Source organism: Collinsella aerofaciens (assembly GCF_040915425.1).
Lineage (GTDB): Bacteria > Actinomycetota > Coriobacteriia > Coriobacteriales > Coriobacteriaceae > Collinsella > Collinsella aerofaciens_BW.
Genome location: NZ_JBCPDN010000007.1, coordinates 19541 through 45844, shown reverse-complemented (window position 1 = coordinate 45844; position 26304 = coordinate 19541). Strand labels below are relative to the sequence as shown.

The 26304-nt window shown below is 58.9% G+C and carries 22 protein-coding genes; 11 read left to right on the top strand and 11 right to left on the bottom strand.

Annotated elements, in window-relative coordinates; all coding sequences use genetic code 11:
* Both AB5164_RS01990 and AB5164_RS01985 read left to right on the top strand, forming a co-directional pair.
* The coding region (locus tag AB5164_RS01990) for an SIR2 family protein (protein ID WP_368142375.1) at window positions 1-958 on the top strand (958 nt) is incomplete at its 5' end.
* 43 nt (window positions 959-1001) lie between these two features.
* The gene (locus AB5164_RS01985) at window positions 1002-2783 is read left to right on the top strand and encodes an ATP-binding protein (protein WP_368135742.1); all 1782 of its coding nucleotides are present in this window, start codon (window positions 1002-1004) and stop codon (window positions 2781-2783) included.
* 418 nt (window positions 2784-3201) lie between these two features.
* On the opposite strand, the gene AB5164_RS01980 is transcribed toward AB5164_RS01985, so the two are convergent.
* Window positions 3202-3498 (bottom strand): glycosyltransferase family protein, encoded by a 297-nt coding sequence (locus tag AB5164_RS01980; protein WP_055252705.1) that lies wholly within the window; start codon window positions 3496-3498, stop codon window positions 3202-3204.
* Window positions 3499-3922: 424 nt separating this feature from the next.
* Between AB5164_RS01980 and AB5164_RS01975 the strand changes: the two genes are divergently transcribed.
* The 3 genes from AB5164_RS01975 (at window position 3923) to AB5164_RS01965 (ending at window position 6322) form a co-directional block, all read left to right on the top strand.
* On the top strand, window positions 3923-4867 hold the full coding sequence (locus tag AB5164_RS01975) for a virulence RhuM family protein/type II toxin-antitoxin system death-on-curing family toxin (protein WP_368135739.1): 945 nt from the start codon (window positions 3923-3925) through the stop codon (window positions 4865-4867).
* Window positions 4868-5051: 184 nt separating this feature from the next.
* Window positions 5052-5594 carry a type IV toxin-antitoxin system AbiEi family antitoxin domain-containing protein gene (locus AB5164_RS01970; RefSeq protein ID WP_161115970.1) on the top strand — a complete coding sequence of 181 codons (543 nt, stop codon included), beginning with the start codon at window positions 5052-5054 and terminating at the stop codon, window positions 5592-5594.
* On the top strand, window positions 5594-6322 hold the full coding sequence (locus AB5164_RS01965) for a nucleotidyl transferase AbiEii/AbiGii toxin family protein (RefSeq protein ID WP_368142376.1): 729 nt from the start codon (window positions 5594-5596) through the stop codon (window positions 6320-6322). Before AB5164_RS01970 ends, AB5164_RS01965 begins: the two co-directional genes overlap by 1 nt.
* Here AB5164_RS01965 and AB5164_RS01960 read toward each other — a convergent pair.
* The 6 genes from AB5164_RS01960 to AB5164_RS01935 form a co-directional block, all read right to left on the bottom strand.
* Window positions 6272-6838, bottom strand: coding sequence for a DUF8462 domain-containing protein (locus tag AB5164_RS01960; RefSeq protein ID WP_368142377.1), 567 nt, complete (start codon window positions 6836-6838; stop codon window positions 6272-6274). The two genes, AB5164_RS01965 and AB5164_RS01960, sit on opposite strands and share 51 nt — an antisense overlap.
* A 192-nt stretch (window positions 6839-7030) precedes the next feature.
* Entirely contained in the window at window positions 7031-9517 is a 2487-nt protein-coding gene (locus AB5164_RS01955) for a glycosyltransferase family 2 protein (RefSeq protein ID WP_368142378.1), read from the bottom strand.
* Window positions 9518-10585: a glycosyltransferase family 2 protein gene (locus tag AB5164_RS01950; protein ID WP_368142379.1), complete on the bottom strand. Its 1068-nt coding sequence runs from the start codon at window positions 10583-10585 to the stop codon at window positions 9518-9520.
* A gap of 12 nt (window positions 10586-10597) precedes the next feature.
* The gene (locus AB5164_RS01945; RefSeq protein WP_368142380.1) at window positions 10598-11716 is read right to left on the bottom strand and encodes a glycosyltransferase family 2 protein; all 1119 of its coding nucleotides are present in this window, start codon (window positions 11714-11716) and stop codon (window positions 10598-10600) included.
* Window positions 11717-11790: 74 nt separating this feature from the next.
* Window positions 11791-12831, bottom strand: coding sequence for a glycosyltransferase family 2 protein (locus tag AB5164_RS01940; protein ID WP_368142381.1), 1041 nt, complete (start codon window positions 12829-12831; stop codon window positions 11791-11793).
* A gap of 6 nt (window positions 12832-12837) precedes the next feature.
* Window positions 12838-13941: a glycosyltransferase family 2 protein gene (locus tag AB5164_RS01935; RefSeq protein WP_368142382.1), complete on the bottom strand. Its 1104-nt coding sequence runs from the start codon at window positions 13939-13941 to the stop codon at window positions 12838-12840.
* A 256-nt stretch (window positions 13942-14197) separates the two neighbouring features.
* On the opposite strand from AB5164_RS01935, the gene AB5164_RS01930 reads away from it, so the two are divergent.
* Entirely contained in the window at window positions 14198-15217 is a 1020-nt protein-coding gene (locus tag AB5164_RS01930; protein WP_368142383.1) for a glycosyltransferase, read from the top strand.
* 24 nt (window positions 15218-15241) lie between these two features.
* Here the strand turns inward: AB5164_RS01930 and AB5164_RS01925 are convergent, their stop codons facing one another.
* The 3 genes from AB5164_RS01925 to AB5164_RS01915 form a co-directional block, all read right to left on the bottom strand.
* Entirely contained in the window at window positions 15242-17038 is a 1797-nt protein-coding gene (locus tag AB5164_RS01925; protein WP_368142384.1) for an AAA family ATPase, read from the bottom strand.
* Window positions 17039-17240: 202 nt separating this feature from the next.
* Entirely contained in the window at window positions 17241-19028 is a 1788-nt protein-coding gene (locus AB5164_RS01920; protein WP_368142385.1) for a VgrG-related protein, read from the bottom strand.
* 139 nt (window positions 19029-19167) lie between these two features.
* Window positions 19168-19599, bottom strand: coding sequence for an RrF2 family transcriptional regulator (locus AB5164_RS01915; protein ID WP_022094822.1), 432 nt, complete (start codon window positions 19597-19599; stop codon window positions 19168-19170).
* A 222-nt stretch (window positions 19600-19821) separates the two neighbouring features.
* Between AB5164_RS01915 and sufC the strand changes: the two genes are divergently transcribed.
* The 5 genes from sufC to sufU are packed head-to-tail and all read left to right on the top strand — an operon-like array spanning window position 19822 to window position 25067.
* Window positions 19822-20622: a Fe-S cluster assembly ATPase SufC gene (gene sufC / locus AB5164_RS01910; protein ID WP_006235561.1), complete on the top strand. Its 801-nt coding sequence runs from the start codon at window positions 19822-19824 to the stop codon at window positions 20620-20622.
* 12 nt (window positions 20623-20634) lie between these two features.
* Entirely contained in the window at window positions 20635-22047 is a 1413-nt protein-coding gene (sufB, locus tag AB5164_RS01905) for a Fe-S cluster assembly protein SufB (RefSeq protein ID WP_022094821.1), read from the top strand.
* Window positions 22047-23318, top strand: a complete 1272-nt coding sequence (locus tag AB5164_RS01900) for a SufB/SufD family protein (protein ID WP_368142386.1) — start codon at window positions 22047-22049, stop codon at window positions 23316-23318. Before sufB ends, AB5164_RS01900 begins: the two co-directional genes overlap by 1 nt.
* Window positions 23315-24640 (top strand): aminotransferase class V-fold PLP-dependent enzyme, encoded by a 1326-nt coding sequence (locus AB5164_RS01895; RefSeq protein ID WP_368142387.1) that lies wholly within the window; start codon window positions 23315-23317, stop codon window positions 24638-24640. The genes AB5164_RS01900 and AB5164_RS01895 overlap by 4 nt, the downstream gene beginning before the upstream one ends.
* Complete coding sequence (gene sufU / locus AB5164_RS01890) at window positions 24633-25067, top strand: Fe-S cluster assembly sulfur transfer protein SufU (protein ID WP_368142388.1); 435 nt, start codon at window positions 24633-24635, stop codon at window positions 25065-25067. The genes AB5164_RS01895 and sufU overlap by 8 nt, the downstream gene beginning before the upstream one ends.
* A gap of 76 nt (window positions 25068-25143) precedes the next feature.
* On the opposite strand, the gene AB5164_RS01885 is transcribed toward sufU, so the two are convergent.
* Window positions 25144-25953 carry a transposase gene (locus AB5164_RS01885; protein ID WP_368142395.1) on the bottom strand — a complete coding sequence of 270 codons (810 nt, stop codon included), beginning with the start codon at window positions 25951-25953 and terminating at the stop codon, window positions 25144-25146.
* Between the last annotated feature and the right edge of the window lie 351 nt (window positions 25954-26304).

The window sequence follows — 26304 nt, the reverse complement described above, 5'->3', positions numbered from 1 at the left end:
GGGTATCGGGTTCCCACATTCATCCGTACATGTACGGATGAATGTGGGAGGTGTTCGGATAAAGTCGATAATCAAGGCCGATGAAGACAAGAGGGTTTCCGATGCAGTTCGCAAGGCCTTTCTCGAGTCCGTCGATATAAAATACAACACAGAACACTCAGACGTCCTCGATAGCTACCGCAGATTCGTTCAGGGACTTGGTATATCCCGCCAGATTCTTGCGCGCGGAGGGCAGGCTGCCTTCGATGTTGTCAACCTCTTCACCACGAACTACGACCTATTCCATGAGATGGCCCTTGAATCGAGCGACTACGCCTATGTCGACGGGTTCTCGAACGCGCTGATGCCCACATTCAGCCCGCGGGAATACCATCGCAGGCCGATTGACCTCGATGAGAGGTTCAGAGACCACTACGAACCGGTGAACCCCTTCTTCCGCCTTTACAAGATGCACGGCTCCATCAACTGGAGGGTCTATGACGGTAACGTCGTAAGGGCCCCAAAGTTTCCCGACATCGCCGACGAATACCAAGGCGACAAACAGCTTATTGCCCCGATGACTTCCAAATATGCCCTAACGCAAGGCACTCCTTATAGCGATATGTTTCGCGAGTTCGTAAACATCCTCGCCGTTCCCAACACCGTTCTTCTGACGTGCGGATTCAGCTTTGCAGACTCGCATATATCGAACCTAATCAGGCAGGCTCTTGCGAGGCCTGACTTCACTCTTCTCGCCTTCGTCGGCAACCCAGCAGAGACCGATATTGGTTCCCCCACACGGGATTTCTACGACAGAGCAGGTGGCGCGAACGCCTATTTCGTATATCCAAGCGAAAGGGATCCGAAGCCCAAGCGTCCGCTGTATTTCTCGGAATTCGCTGACTTTATCGGGCCTGAAATCACCTTCGGAGACGATGCTGCATCTGGATCTCTGGGGCTTGGTGACGGGAATGAATAACGGAGTCCCCAAGCCGGGTTGGCTGATAGGCACTATTTGCTACATGGACCAAGAGAAGATAAGGCTCCGCGCGTCGCGTTCCGACTTTTCCGATCGTATGCTCAATGGCGAGCCCAGGCATTTGAACGGGCTCAACCAGTACCTCTTCGCCTACCTCTCCATATCTACCAAGGTTATCTTCCGCGTGGTTTCCGCAGAAGAGGCCGAGAGACCGTATTCCGACCAGCCGTCGTCGAGGTTTAGTACGAGCTACATCTTCACAGCCACCCCCATTGGGGAGATTGAGAAGTCTACCTACGTTCCCGGCGTAGTAGACCTCCCTATGGTCGGTTCCAATGTCTACGCTTGCGATGAATCAATCCTCAAGAAGGTCTTTTGCGTACGGGAAGGAGTCGAGATTGGGTCTCTCGCTGGATACGATTCGGTAAGACCCACTTTTGATATCGATTCTCTGTTCTCTGGTCATCTCGCTATTCTCGGTAATACCGGCTCGGGAAAGTCCTCAACCGCGCGGCTCCTGCTTGATAGAGTAGCGTCGCTCTTAGATGCCGAGAACGCGTTCGATGCAGAGCCCCGATTCATCGTCTTCGACCTGCACGGTGATTATGACTTTCTCACGCGCGGCGGTTACGGCTGCACGAGACGAATCGATGCCGATGAGTACCACCTCGCGCCTGGAGAGTTGTCGATGGATGACTGGTCAGCTATTCTCGACCCCTCGCGACGCATCCAGAAACCTCTGCTTGAGAGGGCCGTGAGATACTCCCACCTCAACGAGGAGGGCAAGAAGAAGCTATTTGCAGCCTTCGCATATACCGCAATTCGGGACACGAGCATCGATAGCCACGCAGCGAGGAAGTTTCAGGTCTCAAAGTATTACCAGCCGATCGAGAAAGACCTTGACGCGATTCGCGGACAACGATCTGAGCCCCACTCTCGTGCTCGGATTGCTCACAATTTGCTAGCGTCCTTCAATTTGGATTACGGAAACATATCGAAAGATGTCGTCGAAGGGCTTGAGTCCCTTTTGAAGGAGTTCATCGAGGATGAATACATGTCCAACGGCCTTCCCAATGTCGAGCGCATCTTGTGCAGCTACGAGAAACCCGAAAGGGAGGTCTCAATCTCTGACGTCGTCGATGCGCTTGACTTCGTGTTCGATGAAGAAGAAGTGCGGGGCAACCGTCAGATAAGGTCGTATTCAGAGGGGCTGGTTACTCAGCTTAGAAACCTTAGGGAAAGGTATTCGCATGACCTCTTCTCACTTGAGCGGGGCGAGTCAATTGCAGCCCTCTTAAACAAGTGGCGTGGCATTCTTGTGCTAGACGTCTCTCAGATAATCGACGAGTCGGGACTGAAGTTGTTCTCCCACTACGTTGCGCGTACACTCTTTCAGGCTAGTCTAGATGCGGGAAGAGGTTCCTCAACACCCGTCTATCTCATTTTTGACGAGGCGCATCGCTATATCAGGGATGCAGACCTGACAGACGACTCAGTGTTCAATCGAATTGCACGGGAGGGCCGTAAGTTTGGCATTTACCTTACCGCCATCAGCCAAATCCCCAGTGAGCTTTCCCGCGTCGTGCTCTCTCAGACGGGAACCTTCATAATCCACCGCATTCAGAACTCTTACGACCTCGATTACGTTCGCCGCAATATCCCTTCCATATCAAATGGCCAGGTCATGCGCCTTCCCGCATTCGCCCCGGGAACCGCGACCGCGCTGGGAAGCTCCATTACGGTGCCCCTTGAACTACAGATAGACGATGACTTTGCCGACGAGACGCCAACGATCCGGATGATGAAGAGCAATCGGATTCGATAAAGCTATTTGTGGCCGGCCCGGAGAATGCCCGCAACGGAGACGTTGTGGGCATTTCCTTTTGCCCGCTCGGGGCACGGGAGTCATACGTGGGTGAGTAGGATGGTAAGCCGCAGGGCAGCAAGGGCAGCCGGAGGAGCCGCAGGAGCAGGCGCCGCAGGTAGAGGCGGTGTCGAACTACTGCGAGCTTCTCAACCGGCGGGACGCGCGCTACGCCTAGCAACAAGCCAGAACAAGCACAGTAATTTTCAGCGCACCATACACGCACTCGCTGCTAAGGTTCGGCCCCAGCCACGGATCACCCGTCAAGAAGAACTCCAGCCAGTGCTGCATAAACAGTGCCTGCTCGCGCTTCCAACGGCGCAGCTTTTCCTCGCTGGCCTCTTCCCTGCTGCGCGAAGTGAACTCGTAGTGGTGCAGCTCAGCATAAGGTGTAAAGATGGTGCGGTAGCCCCCATACGCGCAGGCAAAAATCCGCATCGTTAAAACCGACGGCAAACTTCTCGTCGCAGCCTTCAACCCGTTCATAAACGTCGCGACGGACCATCTGGCAGGCGCCCGTAACGGCGCTGAAGTTGCCCGGGTGCACGGCACGGGCAAGATATCCCTCGCGCTTTGCCGAAAAGTCCCAGTTGGCATGGGCAAGGGCGCCGCGCACGCCGACCACAATGCCAGCTAGCTGAACCAGATGGCCAGCAAAGTAGAGCTTGGCACCCACCAAAGCCCATTACTTGCTCAGGATGACCAGGAAGGTCAAGAGAAGTAGGAGAAGGATAATCATATCCATCTGACTACCCCCTGCCTTGTAGAACCGCGGCCCGGAATACAGCTGGCTTCGGAGAACAAGGCAGAGGACGACACACCGCCGCGTCCAGCTAATATTTAAACAGAAATACGTACGCATGTTCGCGTTTCGTGGTACACTGTATCTACCAGAATAAGACAGAGTGAAAGTCGCTTCGGAGGCCCCCAATGGTACGAAGCGCCGGCGTCGCGTGCCCCGACCCTGGCTTAGCCGGCGCACGCGACGCCGACTGACCGGCGGGATGCCGGTTGAAGCTACGCAATACCGGCATGTTGAAACCACTCGTCCTCCGGCGTGCGGATCATAGCATGTCGACTAAACCGAAGGGGCATACATCATGGACAATTCCAACGCAAGCCAGCAGATCGCTTTGTACGAGGACCCCGACCACGCAGTCCACCTTGACGTGCGCGTCGACGGCGATACGGTCTGGCTAACCCAGCAGCAGATGGCGACGTTGTTCGGGCGCGGAGTGCCGACTATCTCCAAGCACATTCATTCCGCAGCAAAGGAAGAGCTTGCCGGAATTCGAACTATTTCATTTTTTGAAATAGTTCGCTTAGAGGGAACAAGAACGGTCAAACGTCAGGTCGAGCACTACAACCTCGACATGATCATCTCGGTTGGCTACCGCGTGAAGTCTCAGCAGGGCGTGTACTTCCGCCGGTGGGCAAATGGCGTGCTCAAGCAGCATCTACTCCAGGGATACTCCATCAACCAAAAGAGACTCGAGGCGCTCGGAACGGTCTTCAAGGTCCTCGAGAGGTCGAGTACTCCGGAACTCTCCGGTGCGGCAGAAATTCTACAGAAGTACCTTCCGAGCCTGACTCTGCTCGATGAATACGACACGGGAAGGATGAAGGCGCCCCAGGGCAACGAGCCCAACTGGGAGCTCGGTTACACCGAAGCCCTCGAAGTCGTCCGCAGCCTACCGTTCTACTCGTCGTCCACCCTGTTCGGACGAGAGCGGGACAACCAGTTCGCCGGAATCATCAGCGCCCTCTATCAGGGCTTTGGCGACCAAGACCTATATCCCTCCGTTCAAGCAAAGGCCGCCAACCTTCTCTACCTCGTAGTGAAGGACCATCCATTCTTGGATGGCAACAAGCGCTCTGCAGCGGCGCTCTTCATTCACTTCCTCGACAAGAACGGGATACTGCGCAACGGCGAAAGACTCCGCGTGGAGGGCAACGCGCTCGCGGCCATGACGCTCATGATTGCCCTCTCTGACCCAAGCGAGAAGGACTCCATGGTTACGCTGGTGGAGAATTTCATCGCGTAGCGCCTTCGCCCGAGCACCAGAATCGACGTTCCTTCATATAGCAGATGCAAACGAGGAAAGAGCCATCAAAGTAAGGCACCGTCATGGCGAGGGAGGTGCCGCAATGAGTCGTTCCATGAAAAGCCATATAAGCCTACAATTGTCATCAGATGTAGGCTTATATGGCTTTCGAGGGGAGGTCGGCATGGTGATCACCTACCGGGAGGCGCTGGCTGAACTCGGGAGCAGGTACCGCGTTCGCAAGGCGGTGTCGGAAGGGACGCTCCACCCCGTCGGCCGAGGGATGTACTCGACCAACCGGGACGAGGACGCCCTCGCCGTGATCGCGAAGCGCTACCCCGGGGGCATCCTGACCGGGCAGACCGCGCTCTACGCCCACGGGCTCGTGACCGCGCCCCCCGACCGGATCGACCTGGCCACGAAGCGCGGTGGGACCAAGATACGCGACGCCGCCGTGCGCCAGCACTTCATCCCGGAGGGATGGCTGGGCGTCGGGAGGTCGACCGTCTCGGTGGACGGGACCGAGCTTGCCGTTTACGACCCCGAGCGCATGCTCCTCGAGCTCATGCGCTCGCGCAACAAGCTGCCCTACGACCTCTACCGGGAGGCCGTCGCCTCGTTCCGCAGGCGGTCGGAGCGGCTGGACATATACAGGCTGCAGGACTACGCGGAGGCAATCCCGCACGGCGAGGCACACCTCGAGCGCGCCATGGAGGAGGTATTCTGATGGACCTGAACGAGATGAGGGCGCGCTACGAGCGCGAGGAGGGCTACTCCTGCCTCAACGCGACCGCGCGCGTCTGCCAGGACGTGATCCTCTCAAAGCTGGCGGCATCCGGCATGCGCGACCGAGTGACGGTCAAGGGAGGGGTCCTGATGTGCGCGCTGTCGGGGAGCGGGCGCCGCGCAACCCAGGACATAGACCTCGACTTCGTGCGGTACCCGATGACCGACGCCTCCATTCGTTCCTTTGTGTCCGCCCTCTCGAACCTCGGCGACGGCGTAACCGTCCGCATCGCCGGCGAGATAGAGGAGCTGTCGCAGCAGGACTACAAGGGCAGGCGCGCCAACCTCAAGGTCAGCGACGGGCGCAGCACGTTCGACACGAAGTTCGACCTGGGGGTCCACGCGAGCGCTGCGATGGAGCAGGACGAGCTGTGGTTCGACGTGGCACACCGGCAGGAGGGCGTCTGCCTGCTTGCGAACTCGAAAGAGCAGGTGTTCGCCGAGAAGCTCAAGTCCCTGCTGCGCCACGACATCCGAACGGCCCCGGAAACTCGTTTCATGGAGCGTTTCATGGAAAATCCCCCCCCCAATCTAGCAACGGTTCAGAGTCTACTAGATTGGGGGGGACGCGAGCCAAGTCGACAAGGGCAGTTAACCGGCGGCTATTCATGCCTCGATTTAGAACCGCTCGAGAATCTCCGCGGCGTTCTCTCGCAGATAGATATCTAGGTCCGGCACGGCAAACTGCACGTAGCCCCTCTGCGGAGCTTGAATAACCTCTCTTTGAAGCAGCTTAGCCCTAATAGAGCTGACCTCATTGGTCTTTTTACCCATGCGTTTAGCAATCTCAGATGATTTGGACTGCTGCTTATCCTCGCACATGGCCAAAAGGTATTTGATATCGTTGAGTCCAAGTCCAGAAATCGCGGGCTCGTGAACAACATCGTGAAAACGAGCCTCTGCCAGCGCAATGCCTTCGGCAACATCGCGCTCGCTCACAATGGCACTTTTGGCACGATGCAAGTTGGCGCGCTGCCAAATGGAATAACCGACCAGTTGCACCAGATAGGCATAGCCCTTAGTGGCCTTAGCGGCTCTCGACAGAAGATCGTCCTCTATGGTCAAACCAGTCGCGACAAAGCTATCGCCCATAGAGAGCGCTACCTCCACCTGGTTGATAGGCGCCAGATCTTCAGGGAGGGCACGACGCAAGAACGTAAGCGCCTTGCCGTTAATAAGATCCATAACGCCGGCGGGTAAGCCGGCAAAGGCAAGTGCGATATCTACTTATATCGGATAATATCGAGTTGTATAAGTCTGTATAAACGTATCGCGGAAGTATCGAGCTATCGTGATGCATTGCAGCAAATCGCCTAGACGCTGCTTTCTTCTCAGCTCATATCGTAAGTAAGTTGAGGACTTCCTAAAATCCATTTTCTAAAGCGAGAAATACTCGCTCTCAGCGGATAAGTTCGGCCCCAACCACGGATCGCCCGTCAAGAAGAACTCCGGCCAGCGTTGCATGAACAGCGCTTGCTCGCGCTTCCAGCGGCGCAGCTTTTCCTCGTTGGCCTCTTCCCTGCCGCGCGAGGTGAACTCGTAGTGATACAGCTCGGCATAGGGCGTAAAGATGGTGCGGTAGCCCGCCTCCCACACACGAAGGCAAAAGTCAGCGTCGTTAAAGCCAACGGCGAATTCCTCGTTATAGCCGCCGACGCGCTCAAATACGTCGCGTCGCGCCATCTGGCAGGCACCCGTTACGGCGCTAAAGTTGCCCGGGCGCACAGCGCGGGCAAGATAGCCCTCGCGCTTTGCCGAGAAGTCCTGGTTGGCATGGGCAAGTGCGCCACGCACGCCAACCAAAATGCCGGCATGTTGTACCAGATGATCGGCAAAATAGAGTTTGGCGCCCACCACGCCCGCATCGGGACGCTGCAGATAGCCCATCATCTCTTCGATAAAGTCCGGGTTTATGACTTCGGTATCGTTGTTGAGCAGCAGCAAGTAGTCGCCCTTGGCAAGCTCCACGCCAAAGTTGATGATTTGGGAGTAATTGAACTCGCCCGGCCAGCACACAATGCGCGCGATGCCCTTGCCTTCGGATGCTGCAGCCACGCGCTCTGGCAGGGTTTCGTAATACGCAAACGTCTCCGGGGCCTCGCTGTTGTTCTCCACCAAGACGATCTCGTAGTTGGCATACGCGGCCTTCTGGGCGATCGACATTACGCAGGCGTCAAGCGTCTCAATGTGATCCTTAGTGGGAATCACAATACTCACCAGCGGCGCAGGCTCCGGCAGCGCATAGCGCATGCGATAGACAAACGGCGTCTCGGTCTCCTCGACCGTTCCGCAAATGCCCAGCGCGTTAAAGTGGCGCTGAAGCGCAAGGCGCCCGGCCTCGATGGCATACGGCTTGCTATCGGCAGAGCCATCGGCGGTCGACCCCGGATGAACGCGCCAGTGATACAGCACGTGCGCAACATGCTCAAACCGCGCGCCCGCCGCAAGGCAGCGAAGCGTCAGGTCGTAGTCCTGGGCACCCGCAACGTCTTCTGGGGACGTGCCAATACGATCGATAAGCGCCTTCTCCACCATCAGGAAATGCGTCACGCAGTTATGGCTATAGAGCAGGTCGACGTTGAGCCGCGTCTTAAAGACCGGCTGGCCCCACTCCCCCGTTTTCTGGAACATGTCCTCGTCGCAGAACAGGACCTGGGGACGCTCGTCCTCGGCAGCCTTGTTCAGCGCGGCAACATAGCGGAACAATGCGTCCGGTTCCAGGATGTCGTCATGGTCCAAGAACGCGACGTAGTCGCCTGTCGCTCGCTCGATACCTGCGTTGGTGTTGAGCACAATGCCGCCGTTGCCGGGAAGCTCGATGCGACGGATGCGCTCGTCGTTGGCACCTGCCGCAAGGGTGGCCACCGCGTCCCATTCGGGCGAGGCGTCCATAAGCAGCAATTCCCAGTTGTCATAGCTCTGGGCTTGCACCGATTCCAGCAGCTCGCGCAGGTAGACCCGATCAGTCTTGTAGCACGGCACCACAATGCTCACGAGCGGTCTATAGGCAAAGGCCGCCGAAGCGACACGCTGGCACGCCAAATCGCCCGGCTTTGCGCGATGCTGCTCAAACCAACGTCGATAAGCTGCGTCGTCTGCACGCGCGTCCTTCATACGGTTCCAGCTGTCGTCGACCATGCCGTTGTACAGGCGACCATCCATGGCGCAAAACCCGCTTTGGATCCGCTCTGTGGGATCGCTCACGATCGCGACAAAATCTCGTATATCCTGAGGCATCTCAACACTCAGATACGATTTATTGATGCGGCATCCGTTCTGCTGCGGCACATCGACCTGCGATTCAAACACATGCACGGTAACATCGATGGCATTCATATGCGTATCGAAGATCTGGAGCTCAGGCGCGCACTGGGGGTCTCCCGCCCAGGTAACCTCATAGCGCCACACCGCGCCGACGTCTGCCGGCAAATAGCGAATGGCATCGATCTCGTAGCGGCCGCAGTGTTCGCCACGCTGCGCATCGCGGATAAGCGCGCACAGCGCAGGCTTTGCTTTGTAGTTAATCTTGGATTCCAATTTGGCCACGCGGCTATCGAGGCGAATAGAGCCCAACCTTTGGCCACCGGATGCAAAAACGGCATCCATCGACGAGCCATCCAAAAACGGAAGCACCAAAACGGCGAGCTCGCGCTCGTAATCGGAAACAGAAGGGCATAGCGCCAGCACACGGCCGTGATCGACCGGGAGCACCAGTGACGGCAAACAAGAACCGCTCGTAGTCGCATGGGCAAACGCCTGAGAGGCCTCCCGCTCAATAAGCGCGGCGACATCCTGACCGGCAAAACGAAGCAGCACAAAAAGACGGCCCTGGCTGCGGCAAAGTGCCAAACGCTTGATACTCATCTACACTTCTCGCTTTCCCAGGGCGTTCGCTGCCACGCGCTTGCAGGCACCCAGGCGCCCAAACCTCAAGACATCGTAATCGAACATGAGCTTTTTGCACGCACGGACATTGGGGGCCTTGCTGGTAAGCGCCGCACGCACCATAGCAGCAACAGAAGGAGCGCATTGTGCGAGCGCAGCATCGCTGCCCACGGCAGAACCGGCAAGCGCCGTGGCAACGGCAGCAAACACCTTGCCGCAATCCGTACTCAACAGCCTGAGCGCATCGTACAGCACCAGATCGCAGAGGAAGTACGCCAGGTCATCGGCATGCTGAGCATCGAGACCGTCGCGCTGCCAGTCAGCCAGCACCGCAGAGTAAATCTTCACGTGCTCCAGCAGACGCGTCTCGTCGTCGTAGCGCATGGTGTCCATGAGCGAACCCTTGCGCGCCACGCGGTAATCATACAGCTTGTTCGAGATAAGCGCGGTCTTGTGCGAACGACCGTACACGGCAAAATCGAAGACCTGGTCCTCGCCATACTTAACGGTTTCGTCGAACACGATCCCGTTGCCCAGCAAAAACTCACGCTTGCAGGCGGTGCGCCATGCAAACGGGCGAGATGCTTCCTTAAACAGTAGGTCGGAGCTATAGCCTTCAAACGACACATCGCGCGGGCTCAGCACATAGTTAAGCCACGGATACCCCGCCTCCAGCGGATACGGGTTCGCGCCAAAGGTCAAAACGTCGCAGTCCTCGCACTCAAAGGCATCGACGATCACGCGGCATGCATCGGGCGTAAACCGGTCGTCGGAATCCAAAAACGTGACGATAGGCGCCGTGGACGCGGCGATGCCTGCATTACGTGCACTCGACAGGCCCCCGTTTGGCTTATCGACCAGCGTAAAGCGCGCATCCTTTTCGCAATAAGCGGCCGCAATATCGCGCGAGCCATCCGGTGAGCCATCGTTGACCAGCACGCCCTCCCAATCGGGCATATCCTGCGCAAGCAGGGAGTCCAGGCACCAGGCCAGGCACTCCTCCACTTTATAGATGGGAACGACAACGGAAATCTTGGGGGTAGCCATAGTCAAGTGCTCCTACTGTTCGAACGGAACGTCATCGGGGTGCGGGTTGTCGCCGTAGGCGTGCTGATACGTCAGCACGCGCCAGACCAGCAGCAGGCCGCCAATCTTAAAGTAATGCTTAAACGTATTGAGCTTGCCCGGCTTCTTAAAGTCAAAGCGTGAATCGATATAGGCGCGGGACGACTTGACCATCAGGCGCAAGTCGGTCTCGCCACGCGGATCGAACAGCGACAGGTCAAAGCGACCGGCATCCCAATCGGCCTTGAGCTCGGGAGATGCCTTCTTCCAAAACTGCTCACGCAGCTCATCGACCAGGCGCTCATCATTCCAACGGTACGTATCGACCTTCATGCGCATTAAAATCCCCTGGAGCTGAGCCTTGAGCTCGGGACGCTCATCCAAAAAGCGCTGCATCTCGGCATATTCGTCGCATACGCAAAACACCTTGTTGGGCGAATTAACGGAGCTCTTCTCGTTATCCTGGCGATAGCACAAAATGGGGTCCGCAATAAACGCGGCGCGCTCGGCGCAAGCCCAAACCTTAAAGTTAAAGCCTGCGTCCTGATACGAGGCACCCGGCGTGGGAAGGAACCGAATCTGATTGTCGATGAGGAACTCGCGCCGATAGATGGCAGACCAAATGGAAGGCTTGCGGTAGAAGATACCCGGGCGATCGACGGGGCGATACGCGGCGCCCGTCATATGCTCGTCGATGATCCCAAACAGCTCACGGCGCTCGGTGGGCGTGGACCAATACAGGTAAAAGTCGCCCTTAACCACATCGGCATGCTCAGCATCGGCCTTGGCGACCAGCTTTTGGAGCGAATCCTCAAACATAAAGTCGTCGGACTCAAGGATACCCACGTACTCACCGCGTGCCATCTCCAGGCCGCGGTTCATCGAGTCGCCGTAGCCGCTGTTAGCTTTGTCGATCATCTTTACACGGGGGTCGCGCTCCATGTACTCGCGGATGATATCTGGCGAGCTATCGGTGGAGCCGTCGTTGATGCAGATGATCTCGATGTCCTTGAGCGTCTGCGCCACGGCGGAATCGAGGCACTCGCGCAGGTAGCGTTCGACATTGCAAATGGGGACAAGCAGCGAAACTTTAGGGGTATCAGAGTTCTGCAAGAGAACCTCCTGTTGAATAGCGTGTAACAGGATTATTTTAGCAGCCGAGTTGCGGCGGGCGACAGCGCTTGGAATTAGATAAAGCGCTCCAGGCAGGCTTTGAGACCGCGAGTCGAAAGATAGAACAGCGTGGCATCTGCCATCGAAACGCCCGAGGTCGCTGCAACGAGCTTGTGGGCAACACGGCGAACGGCGCCCTTAGCAGGCATATCCGCCCACTCCGTTCCCATAAACGTCGTGAAAGCCCTGTTGACGCGAGCCGCCACGCGATGGAAGTCATCGGCATCCAAGCGCGCCAGGTCGAACACAATGAGGTCCAAAAACCAAGTTATCAGCTCGCCGGGGCACAGGTCCAAAAGACCGTAGGCCGCCCAGTCCTCCAAGACCTCCTCGAGCATCCTCATGTGGGCGTCAAGCTTTTTGGCGCGAGCCTCGGCACTGTTGAACTCGTGCGTCGCCGATTCACTCTCCATCACGTAGTGGTAGAACTTGTCCGGCATGACGACGGTCTTGCGGGCAAGCGCATAAGCCGCAAATTGGAAGACGACGTCCTCGCCCAAAGCCAGACCGGGGGCGAAGCGAATGCCTTCGCGATTGAGCAGCTCGCGCGAAAAAGCCGCACGGCAGGCATAGGGCTGCGCATTCGAATGGAACAGCAGTTGGGGATCACGGGCGCCAAAGATACCAGCTTTGGGACTCATGAGTTGCTGGACGCGTTTGGGGGCAGCATCGGCAGGTTCACAGACGCCGCCAAAAACGGCGGCCTCGGCATCTGCAGACTCCATGGCATGCAGCACGCGCTCGACCGTCTGCGCATCGATGTAATCGTCGGCGTCCACAAAAAAGACGGTCCCGCCCACGGCGGCATCGATGCCGGCATTTCGAGCACACGAGACGCCCGCGTTTTCCTGGTCAATCACCAGTACGCGATCGTTGGCCTGCGCAATCTGGCGCAAAACGTTCAACGAATCATCAGTCGAACCGTCGTTGACGCAGACAACCTGAATCGAACGCTCAGACTGGGCCAACAGCGAATCGAGGCATCGCTGAATGGAGCGCGCAGAGTTGTAAACGGGGACGACAATGGTAGCTTTAGGACACGAGGCCTCTCCCATGCCGACCTACCCCCTCAGCGATTCGATGAGGAAAGCGGCGACCACGCCTGGGCCTCCAACCGAGGCGTAATACTTAGCACGCCCCAAGGCACCATCCGTCGCAAAGCTCGGATGCTCGTCAACCCAGCCCTCAGGATCTTTGAGGATAGCAGCGAGATTTGCGCGCTTCCACGGCTTGAGGTCATCAAGCGAAAAGTCCCCGGCGTCCAAGGCCGCTTGGAACTCCTTGGCCATCTGAACCAGGAACTCCTTATAGAACTTGGGCGCCAGGCGCACGTAGTTCCACATGTACGAATCGTACTTAATGAGCTGGTTGAACTTGAGCATGCGCGCGACGTCGCCGCTTGCGTGGCCGCGGGCATAATCCTCTCGAATCCAACGCTCAATCTCGGCATACTCGGCATTGACGCAAAAGACCTTAGCCGAAGAATTGACCGAAGAATTCTCGTTGTCCTGGCGATACGACAACACGGCATCATGCAGGTAAACAGCCTTATCGGCGCACGCGATCACCTTAAAGGCGAATGACGTGTCCTGAAAGGATGCCCCCGGAGTCGGCAGGAACGTAATGCCGTTGCGCTCAAGAAAATCGCGACGGTACACGGCCGACCAAATCGACGGCTTTTGCTTAAAGAACTGCGTCGTATCGCTCGGGTGCACTGGCTTGCCACAGTCCTTGGCTTTAAACATCTCGTGCAGCGAACGGCGCTCCTCGGGCTTAGACCAGTAGAAATCAAAGTTCGCCTTCGCAAAGTCGGCATTATTGCTATCGGCGGCCGAGACAAGCTTTTCGAGTGCGTCGGGTGCCATAAAGTCATCGGACTCCAAGATGCCCACGTACTTGCCACGCGCCATCTCCAGACCGTGGTTCATCGAGTCGCCGTAGCCGCTGTTGGCCTTGTCGATCATCTTGACGCGCCCATCGCGCTCCATATACTCGCGGATTATCGCCGGCGAGTTGTCGGTCGACCCGTCGTTAATGCAGATGATCTCAATATCCTTGAGCGTCTGCGCCAGGGCGGAATCGAGGCACTCGCGCAGGTAGCGCTGAACATTGTAAATGGGAATAAGCAGCGACAGAACAGGGCTGCCAGAGGCGTTAGTAGACAAATGTGCTCCTTAGGAAATACCTGTCGTTTCATGGTATCAAAGGGTCAGCGCGCCAGCAGGCGTTTATATAATCTATGGAGCCTCTTGCGGGCAAAGCAGCCCCACGTCATGCGGCGGGCCCATGGCAGGTTCCTGCGTTTTATTCAAAGCTTGCCGCTAAGGTGCGCCGAGCCTTTACAATAGGACAGTCCCAAGGACGTATTCGATAGCTTCCGTGCAGCGCTCGCCCGCCGCGCGTGAAAGGATATATTGCCCCATGCCTTCAACCCTTCCCGCCCCCATCGATAAGCTCGCCATCGTCGTCGTTACGTACAAGCGCCAGGAACTCCTGGCAAATTTGTTCGACTCCATGACCGAGCTCACGGCAACGCCCTGGCGCATCGTGATTGTCGATAACGAGAATTCGCGCGAGACCGAGGCCATGTGCACCGCATTCAACGAGCGCCTGGCCAACCTGTGGGGCATCGACACCGAGCAGCCTGACGCGCAGGGCGGCACCGACCGTGTCATCTACGCCCCGCAGCTCGAAAACGGCGGCGGTGCGGGCGGCTTCTCCGCCGGCACTAAATGCGCCTACGACCTGGGCGCCCAGTGGTTCTGGGTGATGGACGACGACGTGCTCGTCATCCCCGAAGGCATCGAGCGCTTGGCCAAGTGGACCGACCGCTACGATGTCATCCAGGGTTCGCGCCTAGACTTTGACGGCGGCGCCTTCTTTTGGCAATACCAACTCATCCTTTCGCTCGGCATTCCCAACCCAGTCGCCAAGTGGGACTTGGGTCCAGAGGGTTATCGCGCCATGAACCAGCTGTGCTTTGAGGGCGGCATGTTCTCGCGCCGCGTGGTCGACAAGATTGGCCTGCCCGACGCGCGCTTCTTTATCTACGGCGACGATGCCTGCTACGGCTACGTAGCCAGCCAGCACTTCCCCGCCGCCGTGGTCGCCGACGTGGTGCTCAAGCGCGCCCGCGCCGTCTCCAACTGGGATATCGCCGGCAAGCGCCAGCTCAACTCCACGAGCGACACCAACCGCTACTATATCATGCGCAACCGCGGTTATCTGGCCCGCTACATGCAGATCTATGGCGACTATCACCCCATGCTGTTCCGTCTGGGCAACGCCGCGACCTTCTGCAAGGAGTTCATTCGCCTGGCCGCCGTTGACAAGTGCTTTAAGACCGGTATTCCGGCGCTGCGCCGTGGCATGAAGGACGCCCGCAAGATCGTCAAGGATCCTAACTGGAAGCCCATGCCGCCTATGAAGAACACCGAGTAACGGAAGCCGGAAACACCTCGGCGCTTAAAGCCGCTGGCACACCGCCGTCACACGCCGCCCATCAAAACCGAACCCCCAGCGCATGCGACCCACGCCGGGGCGCGGCACACGGATATCGTCGATGCCGTCGCGCTCTATGTCGAGTAGCGACTGCACGGCCAGCAATTCCAACCCCAGCGCATCCACATCGGGGTCATACATCATATTGATCGTTATAAGCGGGCGCTCGTCCAGCATGCCAATCGTGTCTGCTACGTCGAGCACAGTGCCCGTAGGGAAAACCTGGATGTCCCAGCGACTCGCGCCACACTTTCGCCTCGAGGCAGGATTGGCATAGCCCGGCAAGCCAAAGCAGAGCCCCTGCAAGAGCAGATGATATGGCAGCGGCGTATCTGGGTCGGTCTCACCGATTCCCGCATCCCCCAGGATGCGACTTAGCGCCCGCCTCACGGTATCCTCGTTCCCACGGCACAGCCCGTCGCGAAACGCATCGACGTCTCGAATGTCTTCGGCAGCGCACTCAAACCACTCAACAATCACTAGACGCAAGGCCTGGCGAAGCTCGTTATTGGGCAATCGCAAAGCACGGAGCCGATCGCCATGCTCTGGCTCCTCAGTCATATCCGTCGTGAGAAAACCGGACAGATACAGCGCTGTCCACATGCCATCGTCAGGCGAGACATCTGGCTCTGCAGTGCCCAAACAAAGCGGGACCTCAGCACACCCATGGGCCTCGAGCAAATCAAACAAGACCGAAAGGCGGTCGAGATTCCACCCGGCAACTACCCTACTCAGGCAATCCGCATACCCATACAGATCGGCGCGCACAGGCGCCGTGCAACCTCGGTCCAGAAAACCGATCACACGCGCTGGACTCGAGCAATAGGCCCTACCAAACCGATATCCCTCGAGCCATTCACGCTCATCATCAAGGTATTCCTCGCGCCCAGCATGATTCAACAGAGCCTGGACCTCGGCATCCGAAAAGCCGAACCAACGGTCACACCACGTCGAAAGCGGCGTCGTCAGATAATACGAGCAGCCGTGCAAAGAAAGCGCCGCTTCGGCAGGGCCGGGACACTCCCCCATCAGACATGCAAAGCGTAGCGAATGGCCCGCGGCAGCAATGGCGTCAAACAGCACACGGTCAAGTAGCCCTGCCGGATCGGCGCCGGAAGCGCCCCTTGCGCTCGCACGGCCCAACCACGCCGCGTCGTACCCATCAACGAGCAATACAACTTGCTCATCGCAGGCAATCTCCAGCAACTCAATGAGCACGCCAAGCACCGAGGCGACCTCGTCCTCGCTCGCCGCGCCACGCGCAACACGTTCGATGTGACGCACCTTATCTCGAGCTAAATCCGGGGCCTCCAAGAGCGCCAACAAGCGAGCGCACTCGCCCGAAAGGGCATCGCGCACGACGCCGGCAACAGCGGCGCCACGCCTCGCAGCGCCAGAAAAGTCCAGCGATATCACCGGATAGCAAGCGTACTCATCCCGATAACGCCCGCCGTCCGCATCCCAAATCTGAGCATCGGCAAACGAGCTCCGACCGGCGCGACCGACCGCAGGACGCTCCAGAAAAGCCCTGAGCATCGACAAGTTCATGCTCTTGCCAAAACCCTCGGGTCGACAGCACACCACAACGGACGCGTCGCAGTCCAACATATCGGCAATAAACATGGTCTTATCGATCAGCATGCAACGACCAATGGCATCGGCATAGTCGTGCATGCCAATGGGCAAAACCGCATCGTCGGCACAGCCGATCAAGCGCACGCCAAAGCCAGCAGCACAATCAACATTTGCCTGTTCAGACACCAAAACGTTCCCCCTAAATCGCAGCACGATGCCAATTGTAATGACCGCATCGCATGTACCGATGACGCCGCGCAAACATATCGGGCAACGGTAGCAACAAGAGGTGTGAGGGGGCACAACTAATCGTTGCACAACAAAACGGGGCCCGACGCATTCGCACCGGACCCCGTCCCAACTCTTTAGTTATCTAGCAACCAAGAGGCTACTCCTCCGAGCCGTCCTCCCCAGAAGCTTTCTTCTGCTGATCGAGCTTATGCTTACCACTTACGATAGACGTAGCGCCCAGTGTGGCCAAGCTTGCACTGGCAAGGCTCGCCATAACGATAAGGTCGCCCGTCTTGGGCATGTTACCGCCAGATGACTTGGTCGTTGTAGCCGTCGTGGTTGTAGTGGTCACCGTCTTGGAGTCATTTTGCTCTTGGACCTGGTTGTCAGCACCGCTCTTGTCGTTGTCTTCGGGCTGTTTCTTTTCGCCCTCGGTCTTACCCTCGTCCTTCTTCTGAGTGGACTTGTCGTCCTTCTCCTCAGAGCTAGAACCCTTATCAGATTCGGTCTTCTCGGAAGCCTTGTCCTTGGAGTCGCCCTTTGCGGCCTCGGTCTTTTCCGTGGAAACCTGATCAGAGTTGTCCTTGTTCTGGGTCGAGCCGTTATTGACGCCAGCCATCAGCGAAGAGCCCAGCGTAGAACCAAGCTGCACGGAGAAAGAAGGCTTCTTGTCCGGCGAAGCAACGGGAGCGTCCGGCGCCTTATTCGAGTCGTCCTTGGAAGCATCGGAATCAGGGGTCGTGTCAGAGCCGGAGCCGTTGTTAGAGCCGGTGTCAACGGACGAATCGCTCGAGCCGGTAGATGAGTTAGAGGTGTCAGCGCCGGTCGAACCAGAAGCGTCGCTGTCCGTATTGCCGGCAGAGCTTGAAGGCGAATCGCCCGCAGCAGAGCCGTTCGAATCGGAGCCGTTCGAGGTAGAGCCGTCGTTGGTAGTGCCACCAGCAGAGCCATTACCGTCAGCATCGGTCGAGGGCGCATCCATCCTGTCATCGTTGGCATCGTCACTCGAGTCGTCATTCGAATCAGGTGTCGGCGAGGGCGCCGGCGTAGGCTCGGGCTGCTCGGGCTTGTTGTCCTTCGCAGCGGCAGCCTCGTCCTCGGCGATATAGACCAGGCAGTCCTTTAGCTCGTTGCGGTAGCGGTTCTTCCAGCCCTCGTGGTACTGGGGCTGGCTTGCATACTTGGTCGCCACGTTATTGACCAAGCTGTTGGAAAGCGCCGTCACAAACTCGCGGTCGGACATATCGTTAGAAAGATTCGCCCAGCGGAAAAAGTCCCTGCAGCCACCAGTGCCGCACATGTTGGTAATGCTCCACACCATGCCCTTGACGCAATCGGCGCGGCCCGAAATATCAATACCCAGGCCGCTCTTGAGCCACGCCTCGGTCACCGCATAGTACGAGTTGTACGCATACGCATCCTGCAGAGCCGAAAACTCAGCAGGGTCGATGTTGTAAGCGCCCTGGAAGGCCTCCTGCGCAATACGGCCCAACTCGGTGAGCTGACCGTTCTCGTACATGGCATTGCTCGTGTTGGAAATCTCGCTGCCGCGATCAACCGCATCCTTGAGCATGCAGTATTTTTCGGGGTTGTAGTTGTAGGCCTGCTTCATAAACGGGATGAGCGACCAACGACGGTCGAACTGGTAATAGCCCAGCGCGTTATAACCGTCGCCATACGAAAAGCCCTGGTTGTAATTACCATGGCTCTCGTACTTGGTAAAGTACTTCATCTCGGGAGTCACGTTGACAAACGAAACGCCCTGGACCGACCTCAGCACGCCCGAGAAAGACTGCTGGGTGTAGAGACCTTTGTCGATATCGGTGGCATCCGAGGCAACGCCCGGCGTGGGCTCCTCGGCAGCGGCGGGTGCCGGCGCGGAAACGGCGCCAAACGAAAGCGCCAGCGTCAGGCCCGCGACAATCGCGGAATGCTTGGGCTGCATAAGATCCTCCCTGCATTGGTGTAGTTAAAGTGCAGTTTGCAAAGATAAAAATAAGTATTGCAGCTCGCCCGTTGTTACACAACAACCCCTCGGTAAACGGCAACAACCCTCCGCGAATTCTTAAGGAATTGCGGTCAACCTACAGCTTAATGTCGAAGTTGATCTCGGGGACGGCGGCCAGGTCGGCCAACGTCACGCCGTCAACATAGTTCTCGATGACCTCGTCCAGGCCGCGCCAGAACTTGACGGTGGAACACAGGTCGCTGCGGGCGCAGCTGTTGTCGATGCCATCGCACGCCACCGGAGCCGTGCTGCCCTCAACGGCACGCAGGATGTCGCCGGCGCGCACCTCGGCCGGGTCCTTGGCCATCATGTAGCCGCCGCCCTTGCCGCGCACGCTCTTAAGCAGGCCCGCCTTCATAAGCGGACGAACCAGCTGCTCCAGATACTTTTGCGAGATATGCTCGCGGTCGGCAACCTCGCGCAAGGCAATCTTGCCCTCGGCGTCGCCCAGCGCCGCGATATAGATCATTAACCGGAGGGCATAGCGGCCCTTGGAAGAAATGAGCATACCTACCCTCCCGTTGTTCCTGGGACAAAATACCAGGCTTGTTTGTCCCAAATCTTATGCGCGCGGGGCAAACAATCCTGATTATTATGTCACGCATCTAAAAAGTCGAGTGAATTAGTCGGGTTTTCCCTTGACTAACGCCGAACCCATAGTAACTTTATTCCGAGAAGATTCCTAGGGTTTAGTACACCTATGAGTACACCATATACAGAGAGGGACAGCATGAGCGCAAATCCGCTGCTTTCCATCGAGGGTCTGACCGCCTCCGTGGACGAGAAGACCATCCTCCACAATGTCAACCTCAACGTCGCCGCCGGCGAGACCCACGTGCTGATGGGCCCCAACGGCGCCGGCAAGTCCACCCTCGGCCACCTGGTCATGGGCGACCCCGTCTACACGGTCAACGACGGCCGCATCGTCTTTGACGGCCAGGACATCACCGAGCTCACCACCGACAAGCGCTCGCGCGCCGGCCTGTTCCTGAGCTTCCAGGCTCCGGTCGAGATCCCGGGCGTGCCGCTGTCGAGCTTTTTGCGTGCCAGCATCGCCGGCCGTCCCGGCCTGGAGATGAAGGGCAAGGAGTTCCGCCGTCGCGTCAAGGAGCTCGCGGCCGAGCTCAACATGGATACCGCCTACCTCAACCGTGAGCTGGGCGTGGGCTTCTCGGGCGGCGAGAAGAAGAAGGTCGAGATGCTCCAGCTTTTGCTGCTGCAGCCCAAGCTCGCCATCCTGGACGAAACCGACTCAGGCCTGGACGTCGACGCCCTGTCAACCGTCAGCCACGGCATGGACGCCTACCGCAAGAGTTGCGACGGCTCCATGCTCATCATCACGCATAACACGCGCATCCTGGAGCACCTGGATGTCGACCGCGTCCACGTTATGGTCAAGGGCCACATCGTGCGCGAGGACGACGCCTCACTGATCCCCTGGATCGACAAGAACGGCTTTGAGACCTTCGAGCGCGAGGCCGCCGAGCAGCGCGCCCAGGCCGAGGCCGCCGCTGCCGAGCAGCAGGCGTAAAGGGGCGACGCAATGACCAAGAACCGCACCGAGGTCGCGGACATCGACCGCAGCCTCTACGACTTCACCTATGGCGAGGAGGGTTTCGAGCGCCTCGACGCCGGCATCACGCCCGACATCGTGCGCGAGATCAGCGCCAAGAAGGACGAGCCGCAGTGGATGCTCGACCTGCGCCTCAAGTCCCTCGAGATCTTCAACCGCTTCCCCGACCCGACGTGGGGTCCCTCCATCGAGGGCCTGGACATGGACAACATCGTCACCTACGTCAAGCCCAACACCGACCAAAAGCACGACTGGGAGTCGGTGCCCGACGACATCAAGAACACCTTTGAGCGCCTGGGCATCCCCGAGGCCGAGCGCAGCTACCTGGCAGGCGTCGGCGCGCAGTACGACTCCGAGCTGGTCTACCACAACATGCAGGACACGGCGTCCAAGATGGGCATCGTCTATTCCGGCATCGAGGAGGCCCTGCACGACCCGCAGTGGGAGCCGCTCATCCACGAGAAGTTTATGACGCTCATCCCGCCCACCGACCACAAGTTTGCGGCCCTGCACGGCGCCGTATGGTCGGGCGGCTCGTTTGTCTACGTGCCCAAGGGCACCAAGTTGGACTTCCCGCTGCAGAGCTACTTCCGCCTTAACGCCAAGGGCGCCGGCCAGTTTGAGCACACGCTTATCATCGTCGAGGACGACGCTGACCTGCACTTTATCGAGGGTTGCTCCGCGCCCAAGTACAACGTAGCCAACCTCCACGCCGGCGCCGTCGAGCTCTTTGTGGGCAAACGCGCACACCTGCGCTACTCGACCATCGAGAACTGGTCCAAGAACATGTACAACCTCAACACCAAGCGTGCACGCGTGGACGAGGACGGCGACATCGAGTGGATCAGTGGCTCCTTCGGCAGCCACGTGGGCTACCTCTATCCCATGAGCGTGCTCAACGGCCGCCGCGCCCGTTCGAGCTTTACCGGCATCACCTTTGCCGGCGCCGGCCAGAACCTCGATACCGGCTGCAAGGTCGTACTCAACGCGCCCGAGACCTCGGCGACCGTCGAGACCAAGGGCATCTCCAAGAGCGGCGGCATCCAGACCTTCCGCAGCTCTATCGTGGCCACGCCCAAGGCCGAGGGCTCCAAGGCAACCGTGAGCTGCCAGTCGCTGATGCTCGACGACCAGAGCCGCTCCGACACTATTCCGGCCATGGACATCCGCGCCAAGAACGTCGACATCGGCCACGAGGCCACCATCGGTCGTATCGGCGACGACAAGGTGTTCTACCTGATGAGCCGCGGTATCTCGGAGGAAGAGGCCCGTACCATGATCGTCAACGGCTTTGCCAACCCGGTCTCCAAGGAGCTGCCGTTGGAGTACGCCGTCGAGATGAACAACCTGATCAAGCTCGAGATGGAAGGAGCGATCGGATAATGAAACAGACCACGAACACCGCTGCTACCACCCTTGAGCAGGTCAATGCGATGCCGGCTGCCACATGGGGCTGGCTGAAGATGAATCAGACCAAGCTCGAGCTCTCTGACGAGCTTGCTGCCGCTCCCGCCGAGACCATTGAGGTCGAGGGCTTGGACGAGCAATTTGCTGGCGTGGCAGACGCGTTCGACGCCGCCATGGACGCCATGGCCGAGCGCTTCCCCGAGCGCCGCGCCTCCGCCCCGGGTGATGCCGCCGACCGCGCCCGCATCACGCCCGAGACCGAGCTCGACGTGCCCGCCACCTCCGTCTACCAGGCCGGTGCCATTAAGCTGGAGGAGGAGCTCTCCCCCGCTGAAGCCTTCGAGACCGGCATGGGCGAGGCTGCCTACACCTACTTGGCCGACCACGCCACCAAGCGCATCGTCATCGATGTGCCCGCATACAAGCACGCCACGGTTACCGTGCGCGTGAGCGGTGTCGATGCAGCCGCGGCCATCGCCGCCATCGACGTCGTCGCCCGTCCCCAGTCGACGCTCGATCTGCTTATTGCCCTGGACTCTCCCGTTGCCGGCCAAGGCGTCGTGGGATCCGTGCTACGCGTGTGCGCCCACGAGTACGCCACCGTCAACGTGGCCTGCACGCAGACGCTCGACGATAGCTGGATCGCGCTCGACGACACCGGCCTGTTCCTGGACGAGGGCGCGCGCGTCAACGTGCAGCACACCGTCCTGGGTGCCGGCGCCAGCGCCACCGGCCTTGCCGGCGACCTGCTGGGCGATACCGCCAAGGTCACCATCGATACTGACTACCTGGGCGCCCGAGAGCAGGTGCGCGACTTTAACTACGAGCTGCGCCACCGCGGTCGCAAGACCGAGTGCGAGATTGACGCCAACGGCGTGCTGACCGGCACGTCCAAGAAGGTCTACCGCGGCACCATCGACCTCGTGCACGGCTGCAAGGGTGCAACCGGCACCGAGCGCGAGACGGTGCTTTTGGCCAACAAGGGCGTCGACAACAAGACCGTTCCCGTCATCCTCTGCGACGAGGACGACGTCGCCGGCAACCACGGCGCCACGATCGGCCACGTCCGCGACGAGCAGCTGTTCTACCTCGCCTGCCGCGGCCTTGACCAAAACGCCGCCGAGGACCTGTTCATTCGCGCCAAGCTGGAGGACGCCGCGCTTTCCGCCACCGACGAGCGCACCCGCGCCGCCGTCGTCCGACTGGGCAACAACCTGATCGACAACTTTGAAGAGGAGCTCGCATGATCGACACCGAGCACGTTAAATGCGATACCTGTACCGCACCGGAGCCTATGGAGCTCGACGCCAGTGACGAGGCTTCGCGCGGCTGGCCCACCGTGGACATCGAGACCAACCCCTACAAGGGCCAGTTCCCGCTGTTCCAGCAGCACCCCGAGATCGCCTTCCTCGATAGCGCCGCCACCGCGCAGCGCCCCGCCTGCGTGCTCGACGCCGAGCGCGACTTCTACCAGCGTATGAACGCCAACCCCCTGCGCGGCCTGTACTCGCTGTCCGTCGAGGCCACCGATGCCATCGCGAAGGTCCGCCAGCAGATCGCCGACCTCATCGGCGCCGCCCAGGCCAACGAGGTCGTCTTCACCCGCAACACGAGCGAGTCGCTCAACCTGATCGCCAAGAGCTTTGCACCCACGGTGCTCGAGCCCGGTGACGAGGTCGTCATCACCATCATGGAGCACCACTCCAACCTGATTCCGTGGCAGCAGGTCTGCCGCGAGACCGGCGCCAAGCTCGTCTACCTCTACCCCACCAAGACTGGCCAGCTCACCACCGAGGAGGTTCTTGCCAAGGTTGGTCCCAAGACCAAGATTCTGGCCGTGGGTCAGGTTTCTAACGTGCTGGGCGTCGAGAACCCGGTCAAGAACCTCGGCAAGCTCGTCCACAAGTACGGCGGCTATCTGGTCGTCGACGGCGCGCAGTCGCTGCCGCACATGCCGGTCGATGTGGATGACCTGGGAGCCGACTTCTTTGCCTTTAGCGCGCACAAGGCCATGGGCCCCATGGGCATCGGCGTGCTGTGGGGCAAGATGGACCTGCTCAGCGCCATGCCGCCCATGCTCACCGGCGGCGAGATGATCGATTCGGTCACCGAGCAGGACGCCGTCTGGGCGCCCGTCCCCGAGAAATTCGAAGCCGGCACGCAGGACGCCGCCGGCATCTTCGCCACGGGCGCCGCCCTTGATTACCTGGTCAACACGGTGGGCTACGAGAACATCCAGGCCCGCGAGCAGGCACTCGTCCACTATCTGATGGGCGAACTCATGCAGCTCGACTTTGTCCAGATCATCGGCTCCATCTATTGGGACAACCACCACGGCGTTGTGAGCTTTAACGTCAAGGGCATCCATCCGCACGACGTCGCGAGCATCATGGACATGGACGGCGTCTGCATCCGCGCCGGTCACCACTGCGCGCAGCCGCTGCTCACCTGGCTGGGCGTCGAGAACCTCGCATGCTGCCGCGCCAGCGTGGCCTTCTACAACGACAAGGCCGATATCGACAAGTTCATCGCCGGACTGCATCACGTTTGGAGCACGTTCAATGGGTAATCTGTACACCTCCACCACGTTTATGGAGCACAACTCGCACCCCGACTACAAGTACGAGATGGATGCCCCCACGCACGAGCATGACGGCATCAACCCCAGCTGCGGCGACGAGCTCACCCTGCAGCTGCGTGTCGAGAACGATGTAATCGAGGAGGCGTCCTTTACCGGCCACGGCTGCGCCATCAGTCAGGCCAGCGCCGACATCATGGCCGACCTCATCACCGGCGAGACGGTCGAGGAGGCGCGTCGTCTGGCGGGGCTCTTCCTCGCCATGATCCGCGGCGAGCAGCTCTCCAAGGAGGACCTGGAAGACCTGGACGAGGCCGCCCAGCTCCAGGACATCTCGCACATGCCCGCCCGCGTCAAGTGCGCCGAGCTCGCCTGGCGCACCCTCGACGGCATGCTCACGGGACAAAATAATCAGTAATAGTTGTCTCAAATCTGAAGAATTCTGTTGGCCGAATCGCTTAACTTTCGCGATTCGGCCATTTTCTTTTCTGCCTTTATTTCGAGCCCTCAGTCTGCGTGTCCACCTGCGCATAAGCGCGCACAATACGAGAAACGGTACTTTTGCCAATCCCCGTATACCGCTCAATCTGACGCACCGTAAAACCGGCATCGTGCAATCCAAAAATAACGGTATCGCGCTGCGCAGGCGGTGCGTCTTTAACCCCATGGAGCGGAGCCCCGAGGCTTTTCGCCAACTTGTCGGCAAAGGCGTGGCGTTCCCACTCTGTCTCTTTCATATCGCGCAGCGCCGGTTCGCCGCCGTCGGGCGTCGAAAGCGAATAGGCAATAAAGCCCTCGGCAGAACCAAAAAGCTCAAGCACGCAAGAAGGATCAGAAAATCCCCTCGCGACATCGGCCGCGTCACCGTCGTAAGCGCACAAATGCTCCGGAAAGCTGCTCCAGGGATAACGCTCAATGAGACTGATGCCCGCCTCCTGCGGATCGGCGTGTACAGAGCGAATAGCCTCCATCACCTGCCAATCGGTATCGAGCGAGCGCCGGTCAAAACGGTTCTGGAACAGATGGCCTGTGCGCCCCGTGCGCTTATTGAACCGCCGCGCGTATGTCAAAAGCAGCCGGTGCATTGCCGCGCTCATCCTGTCCTCGTAATCTGCAAGCACCAAATGCACGCGATTGCCCATAAGACACCAGGCGATAACCGTCACACCCTCCTCGCGGCAGCACTCGCGCATCAGCTCCAAAAACTCCCACCGGTCTTCATCGCCCTCAAAGATGAGCTGCTTGCCCGTACCGCGGGCACAGACATGGTAAAAGCCGGTAACCGTTCTCCAAACGCGCTGCATGGCCCTCCCTTCGCCGGGATCTGCTTGCCATCCAATACAGCACGATTGAAGCGTGCCATCAAAACATTCACGCAAAACAATACACTCGCGCGGCCAAAGGCAGTAAACGGGCGGCGAACGGCACCGTTGCAACAGGTCAACCCCCGCAATGCTTACAAGAGCTGACCAATAGCTTGCCCAAGACGGACCCCCTCTACGGAAGTTCGCGACCACAGAACATAGAGTTAAACCGTTTCAATTAAAACTTCCGGACTTCTCGCTACGAAAACTGAGCCGTTCGCCGAATATTCCGTGCATTTCGCGGTATTATAGGGGCTGCATGTCATGTCCCTTTCGAAGGGTCGCCCGGCA